This is a genomic window from Sanguibacteroides sp. AM78-02pH3A (assembly GCF_027666085.1).
Taxonomy (GTDB): domain Bacteria; phylum Bacteroidota; class Bacteroidia; order Bacteroidales; family Marinifilaceae; genus Gabonibacter; species Gabonibacter massiliensis.
The window spans coordinates 23,802-48,993 of the sequence record NZ_JAQEHX010000013.1; the positions used below are offsets into that span (position 1 = coordinate 23,802).

Genomic DNA, 25,192 nt, shown 5'->3' on the forward strand with positions numbered 1-25,192 from the left:
AATGTTTTTTTAATTGATTGAAGCTAACTGTAATCTTAAATCAGCATTTTTTTAGAATTAATGCCGTTCCCATACCTCCCCCTATACAAAGAGAAGCAAGACCTACTTCAGCTTCACTGTTTAGCATTTCATATACAAGTGATACGATGATGCGATTGCCTGACGCCCCTATGGGGTGGCCTAATGCAATGGCACCTCCGTTGACGTTGGTACGTTCGTTTATCCACTCTCTCGTTACGCCATGTTGTGCCATTAGTTCATGAATTACTCCCAGTGATTGTGCCGCAAATGCCTCGTTGAGTTCTATCACGTCAATATCAGATAGTTTTATATCGGCATTTTTCAAAGCATTGGTAATGGCTGGTACGGGGCCCATACCCATAATGGCGGGGTCCACACCACCTTGTCCGACACCGATAATCTCGCATAGAGGGGTTAGGTTGTATTGTTTAACGGCCTCTTCCGATGCGAGCATCACGAATGACGCTCCGTCGTTGATTCCGGAAGCATTACCGGCAGTTACAGAGCCCTCTTTTTTGAAAGCGGGACGTAAGGTCGATAGTTTTTCCAGCGACGTTTTTCTATTGGGGAATTCGTCCGTATCGAATTGTAAAGTTTCTTTTTTTACTTTATACTCGATAGGCACAATTTCAGCTTTAAATTTACCGTTATCGATAGCAGCTATTGCACGCTTTTGCGATTCTAAAGCAAATTCATCCTGTTCTTCCCGGCTGATGGAATATTTTTCTGCTATATTTTCAGCCGTAATGCCCATGTGATACCCTTCAAATGCATCAGTAAGACCATCGAATACCATGTGGTCGATGACTGTTACGTCTCCCATGCGGTGTCCGTCGCGGACATGACCGGGAAGAATGTAACCGGCTTTTGACATGGATTCGGTACCTCCCGCGATAATAAGGTTAGCAAGTCCCGCTTTGATAGCGCTTACACCGTTGAGCACGGCTTTCATTCCGCTACCGCATATCATGTTGATGCCATAAGCGGGTACTTCCTGGGGAATCCCCCCTTTTATGGACGCCTGACGGGCCACTCCCTGCCCTTGTCCGGCAGATAGTACGTTACCTACGATTACTTCATCAATATGGGCAGGATTAATACCGGTTTCTGCAATGATGTTTTTAATTACTGCGGCACCGAGGTCTGCTGCTGACAATGAAAGAGTACTTCCTAAAAATTTGCCAATCGCTGTTCTTTTTGCTGCTACGATATATGCCTTCATTTATTGAGCCATTGGTTTTAAATTTTTAGAAACGAGTAATTCACAGCCCGTTGCTGCTTTGATGTCATCCAAGGTAAATTCACTGTTTAATTCTACCAATTCGATTCCGGCAGGAGTGATGTTCATAACACCCATCTCGGTGATGATCATGTCAACTTCACCCGCGGCTGTTAACGGTAGTGTACATTCTTTCAATATCTTGTGGTTCCCTTTTGCGGTATGTTCCATGGCAAGGATTACTTTTTTAGCACCAACTAAAAGATCCATGGCTCCTCCCATTCCCGGGGCTTTCTTGCCGGGGATGATCCAGTTGGCCAAATTTCCTTTCTCGTCTACCTGTAAAGCACCAAGAATAGTTACATCCACATGTCCGCCCCGGATGATTCCGAAAGAAGTGGCACTATCAAAGCTACATGCTCCGTCGATAGCCGTGATGTATCCACCGCCGGCATCCGTCAATTCCGGATTTTCTTTACCTTCTTCCGGTTTCGGGCCCATGCCTAATAATCCGTTTTCGGATTGTAGGATCACGTGTACGTCACTCTTCAGGTAGTTGGGGACCATTGTCGGCAACCCGATGCCCAAGTTAACTACGTCGCCGTCTTTTAATTCGAGGGCAACCCGCTTGGCAATAACTTCTCTTACTTGATCTTTATCCATAACCGTTTTAATTTTAAATTGTAAATTTTAGATTGTAAATTGACGATTACCTTTGGCGTGTAATTTAGGATTTAAAATCTAAAATTCTAAATGCTATTTCGTTTTTCTTCTAACAAGTTCTTGTGCAACAAATGAAGCCACATCATCGGCATAGGTGTTCATGCCGAAACCGGCATCGTATCCCAATTCTTTCGCTAACTCATGAGATATGCGAGGACCTCCGCAAGCTAAAATAACCTTATCCCGGAGACCTTCGGCTTCCAGCATCTCTACCAATTCCGTCAGGTTTTTGATATGAATGTCTTTCTGTGTTACTGTTTGTGATACTAACAAGGCATCAGCATGCAGCTCGATAGCCTTGGCGATAAACTCTTCATTGGGAACCTGACTTCCTAAATTATGGGCCTCGATCATGTCATAACGTTCCAGTCCATAGTGTCCGGCGAATCCTTTCATGTTCATGATGGCGTCAATACCTACCGTGTGGGCATCGGTGCCGGTACTGGCTCCGACAACGACAATGGGACGTCCGATATGTTCACGGATGAATTCGTCTGTCTCGTGCATCTCCCATTTGGTCGATTCGACTTTGGGAACATGGATTGCGGTAAAATCGACCGTGGGTGTACAGCTCCCGTAACAGTTAAAAAAGGTATAACCTTCGGTCAATTCTTTACTGAATACGATTTGAGGGTTTTCGAAACCCATTTTCTTCAGCAGTTGTTTTGCAGCCTCGATGGCCTCTTCTCCGGCGGGAACGGGCAGGGTAAAACTTAATTGAGTTTTACCGTCGTTCATGGTATCGCCGTATGGTTTTATCTTTTTCAGATCTAAGGTCTGATCAAAATCATTTTTTTCCGTTGAATATAATCCACCACTCATACTAATTGAAAATTGAAAATGAAAAATTGAAATGGTTCAATAGATCATTTGTTGTTATTATTTTAGATTACGCGTTCATTGAAACTTTGGGATTAAAATTTAGTCCTCAAATTTCAATTTTCAATTCTTTTTGAGCATAAGCTCAATGAACGGATTGTAATAGTTCGCACTTTTTTCCGCTACTCCGTCCAGACCTTTGCCTCCGTTTTTCGGACGTTTGATATCTGCAAAAATCCCCTTTTCCAGTGCGGTAAACAGCCCTTCGTGTTCGATGTTCTCCAAAAGAGCGATGGCTTTGTCTAAAACCTCTTTGGCCCGGCGTTGAATGATTCCGTCCGTTTTAAACTCTACTTCGTCCCCGATATTTCTCATATTACCGAAAATATATTTTGCATTCTCGATGGAGAGATAGCGGTCTGACATGAAAGGCGTGTGGATAGCCTCTGTCGGCATTCCCAATAATTGAATACCTTGTGAAGTCCAAATACCGATCATGTTGAAAAGAGCATCTTGAATATGACCGCGGAAAATATTTCCCGTCATAAATTTGGTCGGGGGCATGTATTTTAACGGGGCTTTCGGGAAGATTTCGCGGGTCATTTGAGCTTGTGCCAATTCGAATAAGAAACCGTTTTCTTGCATGGGATCCATTTCGAATGCATGTCCTAATCCCATTTGTTCTTCCGGAAGTCCGGCAATGAGAGCTAATTGTTCGTTGATTAAATCGGAGGCTAATACCGTATGTGCTTGTTCGATTGCGTCGGCCGTCGTTAAATAGTTGTCTTCTCCCGTGTTGATAATGACACCGGCGAATCCGTTGATGACACGGGACATGAATTGATCGACCAAAGTCCGTTGCATGTTGATGTCGCGGAAAAGAATACCGTAAAGAGCATCGTTCAGCATAACATCCAACCCCTCTAAAGCTCCCATGGCGGCGATTTCAGGCATACATAGCCCCGAGCAGTAGTTACATAACCGAATGTATCGGCCTACTTCTTCGCCTACTTCATCCAGGGCTTTTCGCATGATTCGGAAATTCTCCTGGGTTGCAAAGGTTCCCCCGAAACCTTCCGTTGTAGCTCCGTAAGGCACGTAGTCTAAAAGACTCTGTCCTGTGGTACGGATTACGGCGATAATATCTGCTCCCTGACGGGCTGCTGCTTGAGCTTGTACCACGTCTTCATAAATGTTTCCGGTTGCGACGATGACATAAAGGTAGGGTTTGGGACCTTCGCCTATCGTTTTTAAATAGTGTTCTTTCTTTGCTCGACGATCACTGATTCGTTTGATGCTGGCTTCTACGTAAGGTTTCAAGGCCGAGCGAATCTCTTCATTGGAATGGACGGGTAGTTTCGTCATATCCAATTGGCCGTCGGCTACCTTCTCTGCAATTTCCTGGGGAGTCATTCTTGTTTCGGCGATCGTATTACCGAGAAAGAAAAGAATACCCTGATTCAATACCCCTTGTTCTTTGATTTCGTCTACCAAAACATTGGGTAGTGGAACGGTGTTCGCATCCACGCCGTCGATGCCTAAGAGACGGCAAAGAGTCCGCTCTACGGCAACAGTGGTGTAGTGTTCCACGAATTTTTGTACATCATCGGCTATTTTCTTGGACACTTTTTTCGCGTGTGCCACTTTGTCAAAATCCAGCCCTAATTTACTGTTCTGCATAGTTTTTTTGTTACGATTTTACATTCGTTTAGGGAAGAGGGGGAAAGAGGACTCTCTTGCCTTGATCCTCGTTTCTTCTCTTTATTTCCCTGCATTCGAACTTTATTTTCAATTTAATATTATTCTTTCTCTCTCTTATTCTTGGTGCAGATAGATTTCTGCCCGATCCAACAAATTCTCGTCTACTCCCAATATACGAGCAATACGCATCGCCTCCTGCGGCACGGAGGTATCGTTATCCTCGATCAGGGAATAGTCGATGTATTCGTTTATATTATGTATGGTCAACGTGCCTTTTACTTTTTCTTTCATAAATCCTTTTACCCTTAGTTTTCGGCAAGAAGCCTGAATCCCGCTGTAATGGGAGGTGATCAGGGATCGGACCTCGTTTTCCGTGAGAAAATCGAGTACCGCATTCACGATAGCTTTTCCTTCTGCCGGATTGGTCGTCCGTGCTAATTCATCGATAAGGATAAGGGCATTTTTGCCTGCTTTGATGTCTTGGACGATCCGGTTGATCCGGAGCATTTCTGATGCAAAGGAGGATAATCCGTTGAGCTCGCATTGCTCATCTCCGATACAGAGTAAAACCTCATCTACTAAAGCGATCTCGGCCTGAATCGCCGGTACGAAAAATCCGAATTGGAAAAGAGTTTGAGCTAAAGCGACGGTTTTGAGGATAACGCTTTTCCCGGCCATATTGGCTCCGGTAATCAGACAAGCTCCTTTGCCTATTTCGATATCAATCGGTTGATAGGCTTTCTGTTCGCTTTCCAGGATCTTCTTTATCTGCGGATTGAAGATACCCTGATAAGAGGTCGTGTGTGCCGCGATTCCCGGTTTGCAAAGATGCATCTCGATAGCCTGCTTGGCTTTAGCGATAAGGATATCTATTGTCGCGATTCCGGTTAAAGCTTCTGAAACGGAAAGAGCCAATCCACGCAACTGTCCGGAAAGTTTCTCCCGGATCTCGTCTTCCAGTAGAATGCTACGGAAGTATAGTTTCTCCACTTGTTTTTCATCCGCTTTTCCGGATTGTTTCAGTTTCTTTATTTCATGTCGTAAATCGGCCAGCTCGGTAGAGTATGCATCGTATATGTAAAAATAAGGAATACGCATCTTGTCCGGATCGAGGATATCGATGACCGGTTCGAGATCGGGAATACGGATGATATCAATCTTTCCCGTCTCTAACAAAAGACGTATATCCATGGCCAACAAGGAGAAGTTCTTTAATTCGAATAATTCGATGTCATCTAAGTTATGATTTTCTTCTATCCGGGAAATCGTACCTCGAATGTCTTTTATTCGCGTCAGTTTTATGCTGATCCTCGAAAGAATATCGGCGTATTGAGTATCTCGAAGGTAAAGACACATTTGTTCCACTCGATTCAATTCGTTGATAATTTCATCCGGGATTTGCTGGTAGGGAGTTGCATAGAGAACCCGTTTCGCCAAACCGGATTGTATTTCCAGTTGATCGATCATAAACCTGAATCCGTTCACTTCTTCTATGGCATTCCTTACTAAAAACATATCTGTTTCAAATTCTTTTTACATTATATACCGGTATTTGTAGGCTTTCCTGCATGGCAGACCTTAATTCATCCGGATCCAAACAATAGCCTTCGGGAGATAAAGGGTTGATACATACGGCAAGCAACTTGCTTTTTTGCAAGACTTTTAACTGTCCCCCCTTTTTCACGAAAGCGTAATAGGACTCCATAGAGGCAAATACCCGGGTGAAGTCCTTGATTAGTAACGTTATTTCCTTTATTTGCTTTTGTGCCCTTAAAAATTGTAATAACTTGTCACTGATTGCCCCGGCAACGAAAAGGGTGTTCCCATGACGGAAAATATCTTCTTTATGCTGTTCCAGCATAAAAACAGAGGGTATATTCAAATCATGAACGACACCCGTTTCATCTATAGACCAGACTCCGTTTTCGATACCGGCTAATTGGTGTGCCGTCATTGCATCCGCGGTATCAAGACGGATCAGGTCGTATATGTATTTTGTTTTTCTGACCAATTGAGGGATATTACAAGAGAGAGCAGCTCCCGTTGCCAGTATCATAGCTTCCGTTACAGCCGGAGAACTGAGACTGAGACGCGATAAGGCTCCGTCTACGATCGTCGTATCTACGTTAAAACGTTTCATCCCTTCGATGAGGTATCGTAAGGAAGCGGTATCCGGAGGACCGGATAACAGCACTTTTCCTTGCGAAACGGCTTTGGCCGTGATCAGTCGGCCTAAAGAGGTTTGACGATTGCTGACATCCATGATTTCGGAAACCAATCTTTTTTCCCGGTAATGTTTTTCGGACGTGATAAAGATCATGCCTTCGTATACTTCGATTTCCGGTTTGGGAGTTTGGCAAACCTGATCCCGATCTTCACCGTCAATGCCAATGGACGTTAGGGCAAATTGCTTTCCCGTATTCTTAACTCGATTAAGAATATAGTTTAAGCATTCTGTCTTCCCGGCATTTTTTGCCAATCCGACGATAGAAATACTGTTGTATTTTAATATCTCTTCAATAAAAGGCAAAGCGATCGTTGTTTTTAGTTGACGATGGTAAAGGATTCTCTTCACCATCGTCGATTGAAATCGTATTAATGTTTATTTCTTTCGTGACGAGCTAAAACTTTCGGTTCGATAGAGAGCTGATCTCCGTGTAAAAGAGCCGCGATACCTTCTCTGCGAGCCTTTTCGCATTCGGGGCAATGACACTCTTCTTGGTAATCCGTCGGTTCCGTATAGGTCGTGATAACGCCTTCGTAATTTCTTAATACTACCCGTTTCGGAGATTGGGAAAGAACATAATTAGGCATGACCGGAGTTTTTCCGCCACCTCCGGGAGCGTCCACGACAAAGGTTGGAACGGCATATCCGGAAGTATGGCCGCGTAGATTTTCTATGATCTCGATACCTTTGGATACAGGGGTCCGGAAATGTTCGATACCCATGGAGAGGTCACATTGATAAATGTAATAGGGACGAACACGCATTTTCACCAGTCCGTGCATTAATTTTTTCATCACGTAGGTACAGTCGTTGATACCTCTTAATAATACGGTTTGGTTTCCTAATGGAATTCCGGCATCAGCTAAACGGGCGCATGCTGCTGCAGATTCAGCCGTGATTTCATTCGGGTGGTTAAAATGGGTATTCAACCAGACCGGATGGTATTTTTTCAGCATATTGACCAATTCCGGAGTAATACGCTGAGGGCAAACAACCGGGGTCCGGCTACCGATACGAATAATTTCCACGTGCGGAATAGCTCTTAATTTACTAATAATGTACTCCAGACGATCGTCGCTTACCAAAAGCGCATCTCCTCCTGATAATAAAACATCTCTTACCTGCGGTGTTTTAGCGATATAGTCGATACACTTGTCTATTCTTTCTGTCGGGGAAGCACAGTCGTGTTGACCGGCAAAACGTCTGCGGGTACAATGACGGCAATACATGGAACATTGGTCGGTGATCAGGAATAACACCCGGTCCGGATAACGATGGGTCAGTCCGGGAACAGGAGAATCGCTATCTTCGTGTAAAGGATCTTCCAGGTCGGCAGCGGCTTTATGTAGTTCCAAAACAGAAGGTACGGATTGTTTGCGGATCGGACAGTAAGGATCGTTTTTATCGATTAGACTCAAATAATAAGGAGTGATTGCCATTCTTAACGTCTTTAGTGACTCGCGAATACCCTCTTCCTCCTCCGGGGTTAATTCGAGATATTTCTTTAATTGATCAACAGTCTCGATTCTGTTTTTTACTTGCCATTTCCAGTCATTCCATTGCTCATCGGTAACTTCCGGAAAAAAATCTTTTCGTCTGCTTTCTGACATTACTTTTTTATTTTAATTTTAGTTTGAATCTATATAGTGGATTGAAAAAATTCACTCCTATAATTATTTCACGTACAATTTTTCAAATAATTCCCGGATGCACGCTGATTCCCGGACGATATTCAGGGTTAATTCCGCGTGTCCTTTCGCGTAACCGTTTCCCACGATTAAACTTATATCTTTGCCTACACCCTCGGCACCCAAAGCTGCTTTCGTGAAGCTCGTTGCCATAGAGAAGAAGTAAACACATCCTTGTCCTTTGGTGATTAAAATTGATGTCATTTCGGTCGAGGGAACGTTGACGTTATTGATGGTTACTTCGCATCCTCTCTCGCCGGCGATCTCTGTCACCTTTTTATATACGTCCATCACTTTAGTCGCATCTGCTACAATCACGTGAGTGGCTAAATTCATCTCTTTTATCCGTTGTGCATTTTCTTCGGAAAATTCTACAACAATGACCTTTCCGTAAGGTCCCACGTTTTTCATGGCCTGGTAGCAGCATAGGATACCTGACTTCCCGCCGCCTCCGATAATGCAGACCGTGTCTCCTTCTTTTACAAGACGGGCTACTTGTGCCGGAGCTCCGGCGACATCCAGAAGAGCCAATGCCAGTTTTTCCGGAATATCATGGGGAAGTATGGCATACAACCCGCTTTCAAATAGAATGGCTTCCGCATCAACGTCTACTTGATCGGAGGCCGGATCTAATTTTTTTATCCGGTGAATTTTTAAAGGTGTCAAAGATAAGGAAACAAGAGTAGCTATTTTATCGCCGACCTTCAGGCTCTTATCCGGGAAGTTCGATCCTATCTCTTTCACTGTACCGATAAGCATCCCTCCGGAACCCGTCACCGGGTTCTGCATTTTTCCCCTCTCCTTTACGATCGCTAAAATCATCTCTTCCATACGGGAGGCATCTCCGTTGCAGGCTTGTTTGATCTGCGTGTAACTGGCAGAGTCGATGTTTAAGGTTTGAACGTCAATGAGTACTTCATTGTCGTATATCTCCATCGTGTTGTCTAACTTTATGGCCGGTTGAGGGAGAGTCCCTTCTGGAGAGATCACTCTATGTGTTCCGTATCTGCATCCTTTTTTCATCGAATAATCTGGTTTTTTGAAAAGATACTGTGACCTGCAAGGAATCTTCGTTGCAGATCACAGTAACATTATTTATTAAGCGTAAAGTTCGGTAAAGATTTTTCTTAGAGCTTCACACTCTCTTAACTCTTGAAGAGTGATCTCTGCATGTCCTTTGGTATATCCGTTTCCGACGATCATGGTTACATCGCTACCTACCCCTTCTGCTCCCAAAGCAGCTTTCGTAAAGCTGGTAGCCATAGAGAAGAAGTATACGATACCGGTATTTTTCGTGCAAAGAATACTGGTCATTTCGGTGTCGGTAATGTTTACGTTGTTGATGGTGATATCACACATCTCTCCGTTGGTCAACTCGCTGATTTTTTCCATTACCGGAACCGGTTGGGTGGCGTCGGCTGAGAACACGTAGTCACAGAATCCGAGTTTCTGTAAACGCTCCGTACTTTTTTGACTGTGGCAAAGACCGATTACCTTACCGGTTACTCCGGCGCGTTTTTTAGCCTCGTAGCAGCATAACATACCTGATTTACCACCGGCTCCGATGATTAATACGGTATCTCCCGGTTTTACTAATTTGGCGGTCTGAGCGGGGGCTCCTGCTACATCCAGGGCAGAAAGTGCCAAGTTCTCGGGAAGGTCTGAAGGAATTTTAGCATAAATACCGCTCTCGAATAAAATGGCTTTACCGTCGATATCTACTTGGTCAATATCCGGACGGATATCTTTGATTTTGTCAATGCGAAGCGGGGTTAGGGAAAGAGAAACCAAGGTTGCTATTTTATCTCCCTCTTTCAAATCGATTTTACCTTTCAAAGCATCACCGATCTTCTCCACGGTGCCCAGTAACATACCGCCTGAACCGGTTACCGGATTCCGGTGTTTTCCTTGTTTTTCAACAATGCCCATCATGATTTCGGCAATTTTCTTTTTGTCACCGCCGGCTTGTTCTTCGATCTGCGTGAAGCTGGCAGAGTCGATATTTAAGGTTTGAACATCGATTAAAATCTCGTTGTCGTAGATTTCATCCATGTTGTTGTCAATTTTGTTGGCCGGTTGCGGTAAAACCCCTTTCGGTTCGATCACGCGGTGTGTACCGTATTTATTTCCTTTTTTCTGCATAAAACTTTTATTTTAATGGTTTTAAATTTAAAATTCTTCTTGCTTCTTCCGAAGTCGCGATCTCTCGGCCTAATTCTTTTGCCAAACGAACGACTTTAGCTACTAATTCGCCATTGGATTTGGCGAGCACGCCTTTTTCTAAATAAAGATTGTCTTCAAAACCGACTCTCACGTTACCGCCCATGACAATCGCGGGAGCTGCCAGAGCAAACGCGTGACGACCGATTCCGGTAGCCGTCCAGGTTGAACCCGCGGGAATGGCGTTTACAAGCCAGCAGAGATTCTGTACCGTGGCAGGGGTACATCCGGGAACGCCGAGGACGAAATTGAATTGCATGGGAGCACCGGGAACCTGGCCTTTTTTAGCCATGTTTAATACGGTGTCCAAGTGTCCCATTTCGAAACATTCGTATTCCGGTTTGATGTTGTTCTCTAACATCCTTTTGCCGAAATCTCTCATCATGGGCATGGTGTTTTCAAACACGTCGTCCCCGAAGTTGCAAGTACCGCAATCGAGTGTAGCCATTTCGGGGAATAGTTCCGTCGGTTGAAGACGTTCTTCCGCGGTCATACCTACGGCTCCTCCCGTGGAGGGGATGATAATGACGTCGGGGCATACCTTGTAAATGGCATCAATGCACTCTTTGAAACGTGCCTTGCTCTGGGTAGGAGTACCGTCGTCTTCGCGAACGTGAAGGTGAACAATGGCCGCACCAGCGTCTACAGCAGATTTGGCTTCTCTAACTATTTCTTCTACTGTATAAGGAACGGCGGGATTTTGTTCTTTGGTTACTTCTGCCCCGCAAATGGCTGCAGTGATAATTAATTTTTCCATGAGATTATTGATTTTTGCGTTGATCTTCTTTTTTTACCACGCAGGTTCCGCTTGCGCGACAAACTACGATCGGTTCAGCCAAAACATCCGCTGCCGAAGCAGAGATATCAGGTCTGGCAGCAACTACTTTCTTAGCCTCGAAAACCATTTTTCGGGAAGAGTTTCCTACTTTCACGATCTCTCCGGTAGCTTCGATATAATCTCCGGCATAAACGGGCGCTAAGAACTCCACGTTGTCGTAAGCCACGAACAACCCTTCGTCTCCGTCGTGCATGATTAACAATTCCGTAGCCACATCGCCGAACAAGTGTACCATATGAGCTCCATCCACTAAATTTCCACCGTAATGAGCGTCTTTTGCACTCATTCTTAAACGTATCATTGTCTTTTCCATAACTTCTTTGTTTATTATTTGTTAGAGTAAAAGCGTTTACGCTTTGTCTTGTTTTATTATAAAATCTACCATAATAGCAGGGGTCTTTACGTTTTCTGCCGCAATTGCACCTACTTCAACTAACTCCGCAACTTCGGCGATTACCAAATCGGCAGCAGCAGCCATTAACGGGTTGAAGTTTTGTGAAGTGCCTCTGTAAACAAGGTTTCCGGATTTATCTCCTAAACTTGCACCGATCAAAGCAACGTCAGCGCGTAAAGGTTTTTCCAACAGATACTCTTTCCCGTCTACCCGAATGATCTCTTTTCCCTCTGCTACGATCGTACCCAAGCCTGTCTGGGTTAAAATACCTCCTAAACCGTTGCCTCCGGCACGCACTCTCTCGGCGAGACTTCCTTGGGGACAGAACTCTATCTTCAACTCTCCGCTATTCATTTGTTCACTGGTACACGGGTTTGTCCCAATGTGAGAAACATACAGTTTGCTTACTTGTTTATTGGCAATTAACTGACCTACTCCTCTATCCGGGTATGCCGTGTCGTTGCAAATCAACGTCAAATTTTTAACTCCTGATTTTGCCAATGCATCAACAATTTTGTTGGGGGTTCCGTTGGCCAAAAAACCACCTACCATGATGGTCATACCGTCTTTTACTTTAGATACGGCTTCTTCGATTGAAATGAATTTATCCATAGGAAGCATTTTATATTGTTTTGTTAAATATTTAACACATTCGCATTGATTTGTCAAATTTATATCGTTCTAAGGTATAAATGAAATATTTTCAACAAAATCTTTTGCGAATCCCATTATACAGAATGATTATATTTAATTAAAGATATTTTTCTGCTATTCTCTCTTCTCATCGGCGTTAAAGTTAGTAAATTTATAAACATGAGAATCGATTTTTGTTAAAATATTTTGGAGATTTGTATTGTGGAAGTAGAAAATAACAGGGTTGATTGTTAGTAATTTGAAAATACTATGTTGAGAAGTGGGCAATGGTATTTGAATGTTTTATCGACTTCTCGTGTATAGCCTCTTTGAGGGCTTTTTTCATTATTGAAATGCTGAATTTAGCACTTTAACCCCGTCCCCAAGTGCTATATGCCAAGAAGCCGAGTGCGGTTAACGTATTCCATAACATGTGTAGAGCGATGGCATAACCGAATCCCAAGCGGGTTCTTGTATATCCGAATAGTAAAGCTACAGCAAAAAAGGCAAACAAAAACCTGGTTGGCATATTGAAGTGGTAAATAGCAAAAAGAATTGCCGATAAATAAAAAATGACGGTATAATACTTATTCCATTTACTTTCAAATAAGGCGAGTTGTTTGTTTAATAGACTCATTGTAAAAAAAAGGATAGTCGCAACTGAAAGAATTGAACCGTATAAAGAAAGGACATGCCAGATATAATTTGAATCACAGAGCTCTCTGAATTTATACACGTATAGAAAATAAGAGATATAAAACGAGATGATCAGGCTTAACGAGATTTTGATTTTAGTGAGATTAAATCGACCGAGCGCATAGCGGCAACTAAATTCTTCTATGATAGGACCCAATAGGATCATTTGGAATAGATATAATCCGTTATCCGGATAAATCTGATAGAGAGCCGTGTTGGGTATTATGGGATGACTATAGATAAGGGATTCTGCTATTGCTGTCAGCAAATTCACTACGTAAACGGTCAGTAATAACCATAAAAATATAACGAAGAATAGCTTTATTTTATTCCGGGATTTGTCCTGAATGGGCTCAAAATCGGGTTTCTTTAGAAATTGAATAATGTCGTTGATAGTTTTCATGGTTTTATTTTTTTTATTTGTTAATTATAGATAGATAATAAATTATACCCGTGGAAAAAATGAAATGTGATTTTCTTTTCGTGGTTATAAAATCGGAGAGTTGCGTAGAAATATCAGACTAAAACCAAAGTAATTCTCCGTCTTTTGGATCGAAATATGTAAGACTGAGGTGTTCGCTTCTGTACCAGCTGAATTCGCCATATCTACAATTTTTTACAGTAGCAACGCCATTTCTTACTGCAACATATTGTTTGTTTCCGAAAAAAGAGTTGTAAGGGTATAGTCCGTCTGGTAAATATGTGGGAAAAGATTGGCCGGCATACATAGTGTAACCTCTATATGGAATATCTGGAGAGATTATGGAGCCAAACCCAAAAATGGGCAAAAAAAAGTACTCAAACAATGATGCCACGGTTATACCAACTGTTATGCAAAAAAAGTTAACCATACCTTCGTTAATTCCTTGCCATGTACCGATGATTTTATTCCATAGATAACTTAATTGTCCAGCTACCCATGCATCGTAGTTGCGATCGGGATAAGATTTTGTTATCGGTAATTTTTCGTTAATACTATCTATTCTGGAATTTATTTTATTATTGAACATTTTTATTTGTTCCTGATATTTTAATGATTTAGTAAGTAGGCTAAAAAGGTCTTCACTGATTCTTATATCGGAACCTTTGTTGATTGAGGTTTTGTATACATTATTTTTGTCTTTATAAACATGTTCATTAAAGCGCTTGCTTGCTTTAATAAAAAGCTGTAGATTAGCTTGATAATTTGAATTATTAAAATTAATTTCAATATAATCTGGATATAGATTGTCCATTTTTTGATCTTCAGTACATCTTACTCCGAATAAGCTACAGATAATAATAGCCAGACAAAACATTTTATTTTTCATATTTAATTATTTGGGGAAGGTTAATAATTATTGTATTTGTTGGTTGAATCAGCTTTTTCGTATTGGCAATAAGTTAAATCACGAAGATTTTGTAATCACGTCATGAATTAATTCTTATCCTAAGTTTATAATGTTCCTGTGTATTATAATATCGTTTTTCTTTTTTGGAAAATTGTCATTCAATCAGTATCGATTATTTGGTTGGATATTCCGGTAATGATTTAATTCGTTGATACGGTATTGTTTTTATCTGTGTGTGTTAACATCCGTACTATTGCAATGTGATATGCAAATATAACAGTATATTTTTATATTGCAATAAAGGCGGCTAATATTTTAATGATTGTCGAATAATTGGACTCTTTTTGATGATTCGAGTATTACTTTCTTATTTTGCTGCATCTGCTTACAAGATCGAAAGGTTTGTTTATGAGGAGTTATAAAGGTTATCGATGACTATTTGCAAATAACCAGAGTAATTTCTATCATATAACATATCCGCAGATTAAATAGTTGGCAGATTAGGGAAGTTATATTTGATCGACTCCTCTGACGGATTATCATGTATCCAAAAGATTTTTTGTTAGTTTTGTCTTGTAAATCGTTTTGTAAAATATAGGGTCATTTATCGATTGAGTGAAGGATGAGAGAAGTAATGGTGCAATATTTGCAGCGAAGGCTGCTGGAGTGGTTCGATCGGAATCGACGTTCGTTTCCCTGGCGGGAGCCGGGTGCAACCAAATACCAGCAGATACTCTCCGAGATATTATTACAGCGAACGAAAGCAGAAACCGTTGCGAATTATTTCAATACCTTTTTCTCAAAATATCCGGATTGGGAGGCTTTGTCGAATGCGACTCTGGAAGAGTTGGAGGAGATCATGCGGCCTTTGGGATTGTACCGTCACCGGGCAAAGCGGTTGTATAAGTTGGGACAGGATCTGAAACGAAAACAAGGGAAGTTGCCGGAAGATACCAACCAGTTGGCCGATTCCGGTTTTATCGGACTGTATGTGACAAATGCCTACGAGCTATTTGTTTTGTCGTATCGCAAACCTCTGTTGGATGTGAATATGTCGCGTTTGTTGAAGCGTTATTTTAAACCGGGAGAGTTTATCGATGTGCGTTTGGATAAAGAGATTCAGGATCTGGCCAATGATATTATAGAGGTCCGACGTTGCAAAGAGCTGAATTGGGCTGTACTCGATTATGCCGCTCTGATTTGTCGGAAAAAGAATCCCCTTTGTGAAGAGTGTGTTTTAAATAGGTACTGTACGTTTTATCAACAGGAAAACAGAGAGAGACGATAAAAGATATTCGTTGCAATTCTTGTAAATGAACATTAGTAACGATCGTTATCTGTTTGCTGTTCTCAAATCTTTCCATTCGTAATATGTGGATAGAAGCCTTAAATATCTTGCTTAGTATAATAAAATCATGTGTTAATATAGTATAAAAATGAATCACGTTGTGAGCTAACTGTCACCCTGTTTGATCTTTTATTCGTTTCAGGGGAACTTGAACCTAAATTTTGAAAAGATGATTACAGTTTGGCTTATTGCTTTATATGAATGTAAATTGATTTTACGTCAAAAATTGTGTTGGCTTTTGGCTCTTGGCGTGATTACGGGTATTGCTGTTTTTCAATGGGATTTGCAAGGAAATGAATGTGCATCTTGGGTGAATGCGGCTATACCTTGTAGCATCCCTTTGGTTAACGCCTGGTTATTTAATGTTTCGCAGATTTTTTGGGTGGTCTGGTTAGGGATAGATTGTTGTTGGAGAGATAAAAAGTGCCGGGCGAATGAGGTTTTTTCCGTTCGACCGTTCACGAATGTGACTTATCTTTCCGGGAAGGTGTTAGGGATTGCAATCGTATGCCTCCTGTTGAATCTTATCAGTATTTTGATTACTTTGGGAATCCATTTGCTTGCGGCGAGGGGTGACAACTTTCAGCCGTTATTTTATTTGTTCTATTTCCTGACTTTGACTTTGCCGACGCTGATTTTTATGTTGGGATTTGTCATTTGGCTCTCTCTCCGGGTAAGACTTCATTTCGTATTGTATTTATGGATGACGCTTGTTTTTGTGCTGTTTTATTTTGTCGGAGATGATGGGGGATACAGTCTGTTTGACCCATGGGGACGTGCGGTGACTACGCTATTCTCGGATGTGACGGGAATGGCTCATTTCGAGCTTTATGTTTTTCATCGGTCGATCTATTTCCTATGGGGAGTCGGATTGCTGCTTCTTTCGATTCGGAACATGAAACGATTAACGGAAATCGGGAGGATGCAGAAAATGATTCGGTGGGGAGGGGTATTTTGTCTGATTTCGGGGGTGTTGCTTGGGGGCGGTTACCTGAGATTTCTTATTCGGGACGAGATACGTCGAAATCTATACTTGGAGGTTTATGATCGATACGCGAATAAGCCTTTGGCTCATGTGATTTCTCAGGATTTGTATTTGCAACGAACAGGAGACCGGATAGAGGTGAAAGGTGATTTGTTGTTATCGAACAAGTCAAAAAAGGAGATAAGTAAACCGATACTTTATTTAAATCCTGGCCTGCAGGTTGAAGTATTGACAAGCGACGGAATTCCGGTAAAATTTATTCGTGATCATCAAGTTATTATTTTGGAGCGGACGCTTGCCGCCGGTGATTCGCTTTCCCTGCATATAGCCTATGAAGGGTCAATCGACAACGCGGTTTGTTACCCGGAGATTCCGGTCGAGCGGCATCGGGATTCCCGGATCGAGACGAATGAGACCCTTACCCGGTCCGTTTTGCGGGAAGGAAATGACTATGCCGTCGTGGGGGACGAATTTACTTTCTTATTGCCGGAATGTTTGTGGTATCCGTCGGCTTTTCCCCCGATAAACGTCTCTTCTCCTTTAGCTCTTAATTATGATTATACCCGTTTTTGTTTACGGGTCAGGCCGGAAAAGGAAGAGTTCGTTTTATCGCAAGGTGTAATGAAGCGGGAGGGAAAAGAAGTTGTTTTCGAAAACGAGCGGCCTTTGCCTAAATTGTCTTTATGCATGGGACGCTATCAGAAAAAAGAGATTCGCTTAAACGAGGTAGACATAGAACTTTATTATTTTAAAAATCATGATTATTGGCAAAAAGAGTTTCATCCCCGGAAGGATGAAATGGTTGGGATGCTGGAATGGTTGGGATGCTGGAATTGTTTTTCCCGAACTTGGGGCGTTCGTATCAGGGAGGGTTCCCTTACCGGAAGCTTGTGATAGCAGAGGTCCCGCTTACCCTGCGTTCTTATAAACGGGTCGGCCTTCAGGCAGACGAATGGGTACAGCCGGAGATCTTGTTCCTCCCGGAACGAAATTTTAAGGGGCCCTATTTCCCCATGAAACAAATTCAAAAATTTTATGGAGATAACTGGGGAGTATCTTTGGATAAAGAATATTTAAGTATGAATTGTTTTTTCAATCTATCTCCCATGTTTAAAATTTATCCGGGAACCATCGTGTCTGAAAAATACATCGGGATAGGTAATTTGTTGGATGGTATTTTACAGGCTGATAATGCTACTGCACCGTTTACACTGATGGTGGGCGGAGATGAAAACTATCAGGCAACGAAATATTTTAGGCATAGAAATCTGAACGATGTTTTCACGGATCGTACCCTTCCGATGAAAGAAATGCTTTTCTTATTAAGGAAACAATTCGAGCAAATCCGCCGGGATATCTATTGCCGGATTCCCCTGAACGAGTTTCAGCACTTTGTCCGTGATTTTATGGAAAAGCATAGAAATGAGTCTGTTGATTTTCGAGTGTTTGACACGGAGTTCCAGCAATGTTTCCGGCTGAATTTGGATTCTATCATACGGCCTTATTATGAAACTCGGGGTTTGCCTCGATTGTTTGTAAAAGGGATGAAAGTGGAGATGGTGCGGGGGAAAAGGATCGGGAGTTGTAAGGTGTATAATCCTTCTTCCCGGGACGGTATCGTGACTGTTGTCGGTGATGTCGATTTCAGGACTTTTAGAAGTAGCATTCTCTATGACTACCTGATTCCTGCCCGAAGTTGTAAGGAGATCCGAACCCCTATCAATTTTACGAACTATGTAGTGAACACGAATTTAAGTGAAAATATTCCTTGGGCAAATATTCTGTCTTTTGCTCATATTTTGTTGGATTCTGAGGATGTTAGAGTAGGAATGTGGGATACCGATTCAAATGTTTTTATTCAACCGCCGGAAGGAATTATCGTGGATAACGAGGAGGTCGGGTTTCGTATTCGGCAAAAAGAGATCCGGAGACGTTTAGGAAGAGGGAAGAAGAGCGATAAGGAATACGAGGGGATGTTATTTCAGGGGGCGGATCAGTGGACGTGGTTAACAAGTACTGATTGTTACGGGGTGTTGGTGCGTAGTTGTTGTTGCAAGGTGGCGGAAGGTGGAGATAGTGAGGTAGAATGGAAGGTGGAAATCCCGGAGGCGGGGCGTTATGAAATACAGGCTTATTTGCCGAAGATCAAGACAGATGCGAGCCTCGTACTTTTTGAGAAAGGGACGAAATTGCATTATCGGCTAATCACTAAAAACAGAGAGCAAAAAATCGTCATTTATCCGGGAGAGGAGGAGCCGGGATGGGTGTCGTTGGGGTATTATGATTTACCGAAAGGAGAATGTAGATTAGTGTTAAACGATAAGGGTGGGACACCGTTAAGTCAAAATGAAAAAGTATTAGGTGAATCCTACCAGTATATCGTTGCCGATGCCGTGAGGTGGTTACCGATCGATAAGTAAAAATAGGCGTAATAAATAAATGTATAACTTAAAATACAGATTATGAAATTAATAGCAATTGTTATATTCATTCTTATGAGTGTGTTAGGAATGAATATGGAAAGTAAAGCTGCAGTTGTTGAAGGATTTACTGTAAAAATCAAAGTAATTGATCCTTATGGAGAGCCTCTTAAATACGAACTTGTGACGTTTGCAACACAGACAAAGCCGGATCTGGAGACAAGAACTGCATTGGTGATGACGGATGAAAATGGAATTGCCAGGGGATATTTTCCAGTAAGTTTTGCTCCCTGTAAGATTGTGTGTTTTGTCTGCATTAAGATATATGGTGAAAATTATGTGGGAGTTGTTACGATAGTGCTCGACGATATAGCAGAAGTACCAAAACTGATTGTAGAAACTATACGGTTAACGCGACCTCCAAGTGCCATTCTTATTACGGGTAAAATGAAATCAATGGGAATTGCCGTATTAGAAGATAAGCGAAAGGTGGAATTTATATAAATCTCTTTTGCCTGTTTTTATAAAAAAAATCTCTCTTACCTGTTTAGATAAGAGAGATTTTTCTTTATAGCAAACGTCTTATTTAATCACGTTCAGTTTTTTACCGATTTTAATAAAGGCGGCCAAAGCTCGATCCAATTGTTCGTGCGTATGAGCGGCGGACAGTTGGATACGGATACGGGCTTGTCCTTTCGGTACGACCGGATAATAGAAACCGGTAACGTAGATGTTCTCTTTTTGCAGTTCGGCGGCAAATTCCTGAGAAAGAACGGCATCGTAAAGCATCAAAGCGCATATAGCGGACTCGGACGGTTTCAGGTCGAATCCGGCTTCCGTTAATTTGGCCCGGAAATAATTCGCGTTATCCATCACTTTGTCTCTTAACTCGGTGCTCTTGCTCAGCATATCGAATACGGCGATAGAGGCACCGCAGATTGCCGGAGATAAAGAGTTGGAGAATAGATAAGGTCTGGAACGTTGACGCAACATGTCGATAATCTCTTTTTTACCGGTGGTATATCCTCCCATGGCACCGCCCAAAGCTTTACCGAGGGTTCCGGTGAAAATATCTACCCGGTCCATGCAATGATGGTGTTCGGCAGAACCGCGGCCCGTTTTGCCGATAAATCCGGCCGCGTGGCTGTCGTCAACCATAACCAAAGCGTTATATTTTTCAGCTAAATCGCAGATTTCGTTCATTTTAGCGATGTCTCCATCCATGGAGAAAACACCGTCGGTAACGATGATGCGGTAGCGTTGTGCTTGCGAGATCTTCAATTGTTCTTCCAGATCAGCCATGTTGGCGTGTTTATATCTGTAGCGAACGGCTTTACACAGGCGAACGCCATCAATAATAGAGGCATGGTTCAACTCGTCGGAGATAATGGCATCCTCTTGCCCGAACAAGGGTTCGAATACACCGCCGTTAGCGTCGAAACAAGCCGCGTAAAGAATAGTGTCTTCGGTGCCGAAGAATTTGGAGATTTTGGCTTCCAGTTCCTTGTGAATATCTTGAGTCCCACAGATAAAACGAACAGATGACATTCCGTATCCGTGACTGTCTAAAGCCTTTTTCGCTCCTTCGATTACGGCAGGATGAGACGAGAGCCCCAAATAGTTGTTTGCGCAAAAATTTAATACTGTCTCACCTGTGGCAAGTTTGATTTCTGCACCTTGCGGTGTAACGATAATTCTTTCGCTTTTGTATAAACCGGCATCTTTTATGGACTGGATTTCAGTCTTTAAAAAGTCTTGAAATTTTCCGTACATATAGCTAAATTTTTTGTTTGTTTTAATGACCCCAAAAGTAATTAATTTTTGATTATTATCTACTTAAAAATAAATAATCGTGTTTTATTTCAATCCTGGGACTTAGATGTTTTTTTATCGTGTGCTTGCTATAAACGAGTGATTATCTTTTACATGAGAAGTATGATGTTTTGAATTGTTTCTTTAAAAAAAACTAAAAGATGAAATGATATGAATTTTTATCTTTGATACGGGAAAAGATGAGTGTTTATAAGGATAATAATAAATTTGAGATTTAAATTATTTTTTATTAATACTTGAAGAAGGAGATTATTTTAAATAAAAGCTATATCTTTATCTCAAATTTCAGTTAAATTTCATTGTAAAGTGAAGAAAATAGCTTATTTAGTGAAAGAATGGGGAATGCTGTTCGTGTGGATGATGATTGGAATTATCTCGGTAAAAGCAGAAACAGGAGTATTTCCTACGGCAGATTCGGTGAAGCAAGTTTTGTTTATCAGCTCTTATCACGAAGAGCAAATATGGACGAGAAATATCATTGAGACGGTAAAACGGCAATTGAAGGATGCCGGGTTGAGGGTTGATTTGAGAATTATTCATTTGGATTCTAAAAGAACAAAAGATAAGGATAAACAGGCCGAAATCTTATTTCAGACGTTGAGTGAAATCCGGGGGAGACAGGATTTGATTATTGTCTCGGATAAGGAGGCCAATCAAATCTTTTTTTCATTGGATATTCCGATGATAAAAAAAATTCCGGTTGTTTTCTGTGCGGTGGCAGTCTCTGATGACAGAAAACAAGAGGGCTGGGAAAATGCGACGGGAGTGGTTAGTAAATTGGATTACGAGAAAGTTTTTTTACTGGGACGGAGATTATTTCCGGAAGCTCGTAAAGTATATGTTATTTCGGACAGTACGGAATCCGGAAGGATGCATAAAAAAATGGCCCAAAGCCAATTGGTTAAATATGAGCGTGTATTCCCGATAGAATACGTGGGAGAACATGAAGCGACGGTGGATGATTTAATAAGGGAAATGGAAAATTTTGATCCTCTCTCTTTTATTATTCTTTCGACTTGGCAGCGGGATCGGCAGGGGATGTATAGGTCTGCGGAAGTTTATTATCCTATTTTTTCAAAGGAGGCTCCGGCGCCGATCCTGTCTTCGATGGATTTTGCCGGGGGAAACGGTATTTTGGGCGGGTATTTGTTGCGGGCGGAGGATCAAGGAACTCGGGCGGGAAAATTAGCCGTGAAGATATTGAAGGGGGAGGATGTCCGGAATGTGCCGGTTGATACGGCAGAGGGTGTCTTTATGTTTGATGACTTGCAATTAAAGCGTAGGCGGGTAGAACGGGCGATTTTGCCGGAAGGAAGCGTTATCGTGAATGAACCTGATTCCCTATTTGTGACTTATCGGAATTACATATTCTTTTTTGTTGTTTTCATCGTTCTTCTTGTCATTTTATTAGGGTTATTTCTTTTTTTCTATTTACGTTACCGAACAATGTTCCACAGGAGTCAGAAACTGGAAGCGGCGGCTAAAGGAATGGCAAAAAATTTGGAGCGAAAAACAGAGGTTTTATCCCATACGCTCTCTTCGATGGAGGAGGGTATTGTTGTTGTGAATCGGGAGATGGAGGTGTTGGAAATGAATCGTATCGCCTTGGAAAATGTGGGATACGGGCAGGATGGAATAGGAAAACGTTTGAATGAGGTGTGCAACATTTGTGTGGATGGGGATGAAAAATATATGCAGCGTGTTATACGAAAAGTGATGGAAACGGGGAAGAGACAGGTGTTGAATGCGGATGCGTTGTTGGTTTCGACACGGGGAGAAGTAAAGCATGTGACGGGAAGTATATCTCCTTTATTTGATAGTTTGCGTGGTGTTGCCGGAGCCGTGTTGATTTTCAGGGATATGACGGATGAATTGCAACAACAGAGATTCTTGAAGATTTCGATAGGGATATTACGTTTTTATACGTGGGTATTTAATATCGATAAACAGACTTTTGAATTTGGAGAAGGGTTCGGGGAGACGGGAGCTCAAAAAGAGCCTTTTGATACCTTGGAGAAATTTGCACTCTATGTTCATCCGGAAGATCGAGCCGGATTTAGTGAGTTTTTCGAAAGGGTACAAAAACAGGATAGTGGCGAATTTACGGCGGCTTATCGTGTGGATTACAAGGGAAACGGTCAGTACAGTTGGTGGGAATGCCGGGGTGTCGTTCAAACCATTGAGGTGGGTAAAGGGAAGAAAATAAAGTATTTATATGGGTTGGATATCAATATAGAACAGCATAAGCGAATAGAAGAAGAGTTGAAACACGCTATGGAAAAAGCGGAAGAATCCGATCGTTTGAAGTCCGCTTTTTTGGCAAATATCTCTCATGAAATACGGACTCCTCTCAATGGAATTGTCGGTTTTGCAAATCTAATATGTGAAAAGGATTATTCCCATGAAGAAAAGCAAACATTTTGTGCCGCGATCAATAAAAATAGTAAACTGCTTTTGTCTTTGTTGGATGATATTTTGGATCTTTCTCGTATCGAATCCAATTCGGTCGGATGTCAGGTGGAAGAGTGTGACGTAAATGAGTTGCTTAATTCGGTTTTTGAAACTCATCGGCTTTTGATGCCTGAACGAATTGTTTTGGTAAAAGAGGAGATTCCAACAGGTTTACGGGTAAAAACGGATAGCGTGAAACTTACGCAGGTCTTTACGAATATTATTAATAATGCCAAGAAATTTACCTCACAAGGAAAGATTACTTTAGGAACACGGCTCTCGGAAGATCGGGAATGGTTGGAGTTTTCAGTTGCTGATACGGGAGAAGGGATTCCGGAAAAGAGTTTGCCGCGTATTTTCGATAGGTTTTATAAAGTGGATGAGTTCAAGCCGGGGGCAGGACTGGGTTTGCCTATTTGTAAGGCTATTATGGATTTGTTAGGTGGTGATATTCGCGTCGAGTCTGAATTGGGAAAAGGTACCACTTTTTATTTTCGCATACCTCTTTATCTGGATGAGGATAAGGGACATTTTGTCTTTGAGGTCTCTAACGAGCCGGAAGATTGGCCTGTGATAGCGAATGAGGATAAGAAGCATATTTTAATAGCCGAAGATACGGATAGTAATTATCTATTGTTAAAGGCATTGTTGAAGAAAGATTATCTGATTATCCGTTTATGCACCTGTTATATTCGCAATTACTAGTCTGTCAAAGAGTTTGTCTCCAAAATACCGTCTGTTTAATTTGTAAATAAACTCGTTGAGATACAACTGTAAGTATTTCCTTTTGATTTTATGGTAGTTGCCCAGCAATGTCCGTTTTGCATTACTGATTGCGATATGCACCCATTTGAGTGTTTCCTTGGTGGTTTTGGCGTCTGATTTCTCGGTGACGTGCAATTCCACCAGATCGGAGATGTCAACGTAAGAAGTGCTTTTGTCCGAAAATACGATGGCATCATCCTCCATGCAGTCCCTGACCACGCCGTTGATTCCTTCACTTTGATGGCTATCCAGTACCCTGGCCTTGAAATAACGCACATGCTTCTCCTTTTTGCCCGTTTCGATATCTTCCAACGGGGTGCTTTCGGCCATCACCGCAACGTTCTGCTTTCCCTCGGCTCCCCGGCCACGTGTACCCTTGCCTCGCTCGATTTCCTTACTGGCCACCGAAAAGTAACCCTCATCCAGTTCTATCATCCCTTCCAGTGTATACCTTGCATCCCGGTTGCCCATCGCCCTGCGGAGTTTGTGTACCATCGCCCATACCGGTTCGTAACGCTTCAATCCTAATTGCTTCTGGAGTTCGTTGGTGGAGAATCCCTTTTTTGTGCAACTCATCAGGAACATCGTTTTGTACCACACCAGAAACGGCAGCTTGGAGCTCTCCATGATCGTACCGCTGCGCAACGAGGTGCGGAAACGGCAACCTTTGCATTCATAACTCCATTTACCCTGTAACCAATAATGGGAAGTGCCCCCGCATCGCTTGCAGACAACCCCTTCCTTATCACGCTGCTCCTTGAAATGCAAACGACAATCTTCCTCCGAACCGAAATGAGCCGTAAAACTGAATATGTTCATAATCCCTGCTTTTTGAGCGCTAATATACTAAAAATATTAGGTGTGTTTGCGGAGAATCAGA

Annotated in this window: 21 protein-coding genes; 5 read left to right on the forward strand and 16 right to left on the reverse strand. The window is 42.1% G+C overall.

Going from position 1 to position 25,192, the window contains the following annotated elements:
- Positions 1–40: 40 nt before the first annotated feature.
- From PGR74_RS13250 to PGR74_RS13315, 14 genes are all read right to left on the reverse strand, one after another.
- Complete coding sequence (locus PGR74_RS13250) at positions 41–1,243, reverse strand: acetyl-CoA C-acetyltransferase (RefSeq protein ID WP_041502659.1); 1,203 nt, start codon at positions 1,241–1,243, stop codon at positions 41–43.
- Complete coding sequence (locus tag PGR74_RS13255; RefSeq protein WP_041502660.1) at positions 1,244–1,903, reverse strand: 3-oxoacid CoA-transferase subunit B; 660 nt, start codon at positions 1,901–1,903, stop codon at positions 1,244–1,246.
- Between the two features lie 93 nt (positions 1,904–1,996).
- A complete protein-coding gene (locus PGR74_RS13260; RefSeq protein WP_041502661.1) occupies positions 1,997–2,785 on the reverse strand; it encodes an OAM dimerization domain-containing protein in 789 nt (262 codons plus the stop codon).
- Between the two features lie 120 nt (positions 2,786–2,905).
- On the reverse strand, positions 2,906–4,462 hold the full coding sequence (locus tag PGR74_RS13265) for a lysine 5,6-aminomutase subunit alpha (RefSeq protein WP_041502662.1): 1,557 nt from the start codon (positions 4,460–4,462) through the stop codon (positions 2,906–2,908).
- Between the two features lie 135 nt (positions 4,463–4,597).
- Positions 4,598–5,998, reverse strand: coding sequence for a MutS-related protein (locus tag PGR74_RS13270; RefSeq protein WP_235375043.1), 1,401 nt, complete (start codon positions 5,996–5,998; stop codon positions 4,598–4,600).
- Positions 5,999–6,005: 7 nt separating this feature from the next.
- Positions 6,006–7,061, reverse strand: a complete 1,056-nt coding sequence (locus PGR74_RS13275; RefSeq protein ID WP_237143302.1) for a hypothetical protein — start codon at positions 7,059–7,061, stop codon at positions 6,006–6,008.
- A gap of 17 nt (positions 7,062–7,078) precedes the next feature.
- Positions 7,079–8,320, reverse strand: coding sequence for a lysine 2,3-aminomutase (ablA, locus tag PGR74_RS13280; RefSeq protein WP_041502663.1), 1,242 nt, complete (start codon positions 8,318–8,320; stop codon positions 7,079–7,081).
- A gap of 63 nt (positions 8,321–8,383) precedes the next feature.
- Positions 8,384–9,421: a zinc-binding dehydrogenase gene (locus tag PGR74_RS13285; RefSeq protein ID WP_041502664.1), complete on the reverse strand. Its 1,038-nt coding sequence runs from the start codon at positions 9,419–9,421 to the stop codon at positions 8,384–8,386.
- A 75-nt stretch (positions 9,422–9,496) separates the two neighbouring features.
- Complete coding sequence (locus PGR74_RS13290; RefSeq protein ID WP_041502665.1) at positions 9,497–10,540, reverse strand: L-erythro-3,5-diaminohexanoate dehydrogenase; 1,044 nt, start codon at positions 10,538–10,540, stop codon at positions 9,497–9,499.
- Between the two features lie 7 nt (positions 10,541–10,547).
- Entirely contained in the window at positions 10,548–11,375 is an 828-nt protein-coding gene (locus PGR74_RS13295; RefSeq protein ID WP_110688779.1) for a 3-keto-5-aminohexanoate cleavage protein, read from the reverse strand.
- A gap of 4 nt (positions 11,376–11,379) precedes the next feature.
- Positions 11,380–11,769, reverse strand: a complete 390-nt coding sequence (locus PGR74_RS13300; protein WP_041502667.1) for a hotdog domain-containing protein — start codon at positions 11,767–11,769, stop codon at positions 11,380–11,382.
- Positions 11,770–11,805: 36 nt separating this feature from the next.
- Positions 11,806–12,462 (reverse strand): CoA transferase subunit A, encoded by a 657-nt coding sequence (locus PGR74_RS13305; RefSeq protein ID WP_041502715.1) that lies wholly within the window; start codon positions 12,460–12,462, stop codon positions 11,806–11,808.
- A 391-nt stretch (positions 12,463–12,853) separates the two neighbouring features.
- Positions 12,854–13,582, reverse strand: a complete 729-nt coding sequence (locus PGR74_RS13310; protein WP_041502668.1) for a CPBP family intramembrane glutamic endopeptidase — start codon at positions 13,580–13,582, stop codon at positions 12,854–12,856.
- Between the two features lie 118 nt (positions 13,583–13,700).
- The gene (locus tag PGR74_RS13315) at positions 13,701–14,489 is read right to left on the reverse strand and encodes a hypothetical protein (protein WP_041505033.1); all 789 of its coding nucleotides are present in this window, start codon (positions 14,487–14,489) and stop codon (positions 13,701–13,703) included.
- Positions 14,490–15,132: 643 nt separating this feature from the next.
- Here PGR74_RS13315 and PGR74_RS13320 point away from each other — a divergent pair.
- The 4 genes from PGR74_RS13320 to PGR74_RS13335 all read left to right on the forward strand — a co-directional run bounded on the left by PGR74_RS13320 (position 15,133) and on the right by PGR74_RS13335 (position 19,767).
- On the forward strand, positions 15,133–15,798 hold the full coding sequence (locus PGR74_RS13320) for a hypothetical protein (protein ID WP_052649378.1): 666 nt from the start codon (positions 15,133–15,135) through the stop codon (positions 15,796–15,798).
- A gap of 229 nt (positions 15,799–16,027) precedes the next feature.
- Positions 16,028–17,737 (forward strand): hypothetical protein, encoded by a 1,710-nt coding sequence (locus tag PGR74_RS13325; protein WP_270517310.1) that lies wholly within the window; start codon positions 16,028–16,030, stop codon positions 17,735–17,737.
- Positions 17,668–19,263 (forward strand): hypothetical protein, encoded by a 1,596-nt coding sequence (locus PGR74_RS13330; protein WP_270517311.1) that lies wholly within the window; start codon positions 17,668–17,670, stop codon positions 19,261–19,263. Before PGR74_RS13325 ends, PGR74_RS13330 begins: the two co-directional genes overlap by 70 nt.
- A 42-nt stretch (positions 19,264–19,305) precedes the next feature.
- Positions 19,306–19,767 carry a hypothetical protein gene (locus tag PGR74_RS13335; protein WP_041505035.1) on the forward strand — a complete coding sequence of 154 codons (462 nt, stop codon included), beginning with the start codon at positions 19,306–19,308 and terminating at the stop codon, positions 19,765–19,767.
- Positions 19,768–19,845: 78 nt separating this feature from the next.
- Here the strand turns inward: PGR74_RS13335 and kbl are convergent, their stop codons facing one another.
- Complete coding sequence (gene kbl / locus PGR74_RS13340) at positions 19,846–21,036, reverse strand: glycine C-acetyltransferase (RefSeq protein WP_110688776.1); 1,191 nt, start codon at positions 21,034–21,036, stop codon at positions 19,846–19,848.
- 366 nt (positions 21,037–21,402) lie between these two features.
- Between kbl and PGR74_RS13345 the strand changes: the two genes are divergently transcribed.
- Positions 21,403–24,252, forward strand: coding sequence for a sensor histidine kinase (locus PGR74_RS13345; protein ID WP_270517312.1), 2,850 nt, complete (start codon positions 21,403–21,405; stop codon positions 24,250–24,252).
- Here the strand turns inward: PGR74_RS13345 and PGR74_RS13350 are convergent.
- Positions 24,223–25,131: an IS1595-like element ISBbi1 family transposase gene (locus PGR74_RS13350; RefSeq protein WP_005807145.1), complete on the reverse strand. Its 909-nt coding sequence runs from the start codon at positions 25,129–25,131 to the stop codon at positions 24,223–24,225. The two genes, PGR74_RS13345 and PGR74_RS13350, sit on opposite strands and share 30 nt — an antisense overlap.
- Positions 25,132–25,192 lie beyond the last annotated feature (61 nt).